The sequence below is a fragment of the Streptomyces alkaliphilus genome (assembly GCF_014141535.1).
Classification (GTDB): Bacteria; Actinomycetota; Actinomycetes; order Streptomycetales; family Streptomycetaceae; genus Streptomyces; species Streptomyces alkaliphilus.
Genome location: NZ_VKHT01000897.1, coordinates 1 through 2,060, shown reverse-complemented (window position 1 = coordinate 2,060; position 2,060 = coordinate 1). Strand labels below are relative to the sequence as shown.

Annotated in this window: 2 protein-coding genes; one reads left to right on the top strand and one right to left on the bottom strand. The window is 74.4% G+C overall.

All coding sequences use genetic code 11. The features are described 5' to 3' along the window. On the top strand, positions 1-1,579 hold a 1,579-nt coding region (locus FNQ90_RS20910; protein WP_267133081.1), incomplete at its 5' end, for an FtsK/SpoIIIE domain-containing protein. Between the two features lie 88 nt (positions 1,580-1,667). Here the strand turns inward: FNQ90_RS20910 and FNQ90_RS20905 are convergent. Then, positions 1,668-2,021, bottom strand: coding sequence for a WXG100 family type VII secretion target (locus FNQ90_RS20905; RefSeq protein WP_182607771.1), 354 nt, complete (start codon positions 2,019-2,021; stop codon positions 1,668-1,670). Positions 2,022-2,060: the final 39 nt, after the last annotated feature.

Below are 2,060 nucleotides of genomic sequence, written 5' to 3'. Positions count from 1 at the left end.
GCCCCCCACCCCGCCCGGCCGCCTGCCGGTGGTGCCCTACGCGCTGTACGACGTGCCGCAGCGCCAGGAACGCCGTCTCGGCGTCATCGACTTCGCCGAGTTCGGCCACCTGTACGTGATCGGCACCCCCCGGTCGGGCCGCACCCAGGTGCTGCGCACCGTCGCCGGATCGATCGCCACGACGCTGACCGCCGAGCAGGTCCACCTGTACTGCGTGGACTCCTCCGGCGGGGGTCTGGCCGCGCTGTCCGCCCTGCCGCACTGCGGCGCGGTGGTCTCCCGGCACGACACCGAACGCCTGGAGCGCCTGCTCCACCGCCTCTCCACCGAGCTGACCCGGCGCCAACGGCTGCTCTCCGAGCACGACTGCGCGAGCTGGACCGAGCTGCGCGGCAAGCTGTCACGGGCCCGGCGCCCGGCCCACCTGATGCTGTTGATCGACGGCTGGGACTCGCTCAGCGGCCTGCTCGACGACTACGACGGCGGACGCCTGTACGGCGAGGTCGTGCGGCTGCTGCGGGAGGGCGTGGCTGTGGGCATGCACGTCATCGCCACCTCCGAGCGGCTGCTGCTGGCCGGCCGGCTGGGCGCGCACAACGACAAGCGGCTGCTGCTGCGCCAGGCCGAGGCCGGCGACTACTTCCACGTGGGGCTGAGCCGGGACCGGCTGCCCACCCATGTCCCGGAGGGACGCGCCTGGCACGCCCCCTCCGGGTTGGAGACGCAGATCGCCCTGCTGCCCGGCCCGGAGGAGACGGAGGAGGACTTTGCCGGCACGCCCGCCCGGGTCCCCGAGCAGGCCGAGGCCCTGCGGCGGATCGCCCGGGAGGCGGCGAGGCGCGACGGCGACATCCCCGCCGACCGGCGTCCCTTCCCGATCGCCGAACTGCCGGGCTCGCTCACCTTCCAGCAGGCGGCCGAGCGGCTGCCCGCGGAGAGCGGGCGCCCGCTGTGGGCCCTGGTGGGGCTCGGCGGCGACGACGCCGGCCCGGTCGGCTTCGACTTCGCCGCCGAGGGCGGCGCGTTCGTGGTCGCCGGTCCGCCGCGCAGCGGACGCACCACGGCGCTGGCCTCGATGGCGGTCTCCCTGCTGATGGGCGGCACCTCCCTGGTGGTGCTCACCCCGCGCGAGTCGCAGCTGCGCCGGTTGGCCGCGCACGACCTGGCCCGGGTGCTGACCGACGCCGACCCCTCGGCGGCGGACGTGGAGGAGGCGCTGGAGGCCACCGGCGGCCGGCCGACGGTGCTCGTCGTGGACGACGCGGAACTCCTGGCCAACTGCGCGGCCGACAAGGTGCTGCGCCGGGTGCTGGCCTCCGGGCGGGACCGGGGCCAGGCCCTGCTGGTGGGCTGCACGGCCGAGGCCACCGGCAACCTGGGCTGGGTGGGGCAGCTGAAGCGGGTCCGCCGCGGGCTGCTCACCTCCCCGAAGTCCATCGTCGAGGGCGAGCTGATCGGCTGCCGGATGTCGGGCGAGCAGGTACGGATGTCGCTGCCGCCCGGCCGGGCGTGGACCGCCGGCCCGCACGGCGGACCGCTGGCGGTACAGGTGCCGCTCACCGTGCTCGGCGAGGGGTGACCCCTGCGGGCCCCGCCCGCGTGAACGCGGCCCGCCACCCGGGATTCCGGGCGGCGGGCCGCGCGCCGCGTGCGGTGCCGCGCGAGCGCTACGCGTTGGCCTCGGCCTCGGCGGCCTCCGCCCGGCTCTGCTCCAGCGAGGAACGGATGTCGTTCGCCATGCCGGAGTCGGAGTTCTGGAGTTCGTTGGAGATCTCCTGGAACAGCTTGGCGTACTCGCCGATATTCTTGGCCGAGGCCTCCATCTGCTGGGTGAAGAACGTGTACGCCTCCTTGAGCGCCTCGCTGGCCTGCTCGAAGACCAGGCCGTTCTGGAGCAGCCCCTCGACGGTGGTCTTCAGCTCGGTCAGCTCGGTGGCGATGTCCGAGAGCTTGGTGCCCATCGTGCCGGCGGTGGCCTCGATGGTGGCGTAATCGATATTGATGTCGGCGTCGCTGGCCATGGTTCCTCCGTGGGGCGGTGCGGGGTGGCGCGCCGGGGG

Bases quoted from the DNA above. Each gene is read 5' to 3' on its own strand.
- FNQ90_RS20905 (WP_182607771.1), bottom strand. From the start codon at position 2,021: ATGGCCAGCGACGCCGACATCAATATCGATTACGCCACCATCGAGGCC.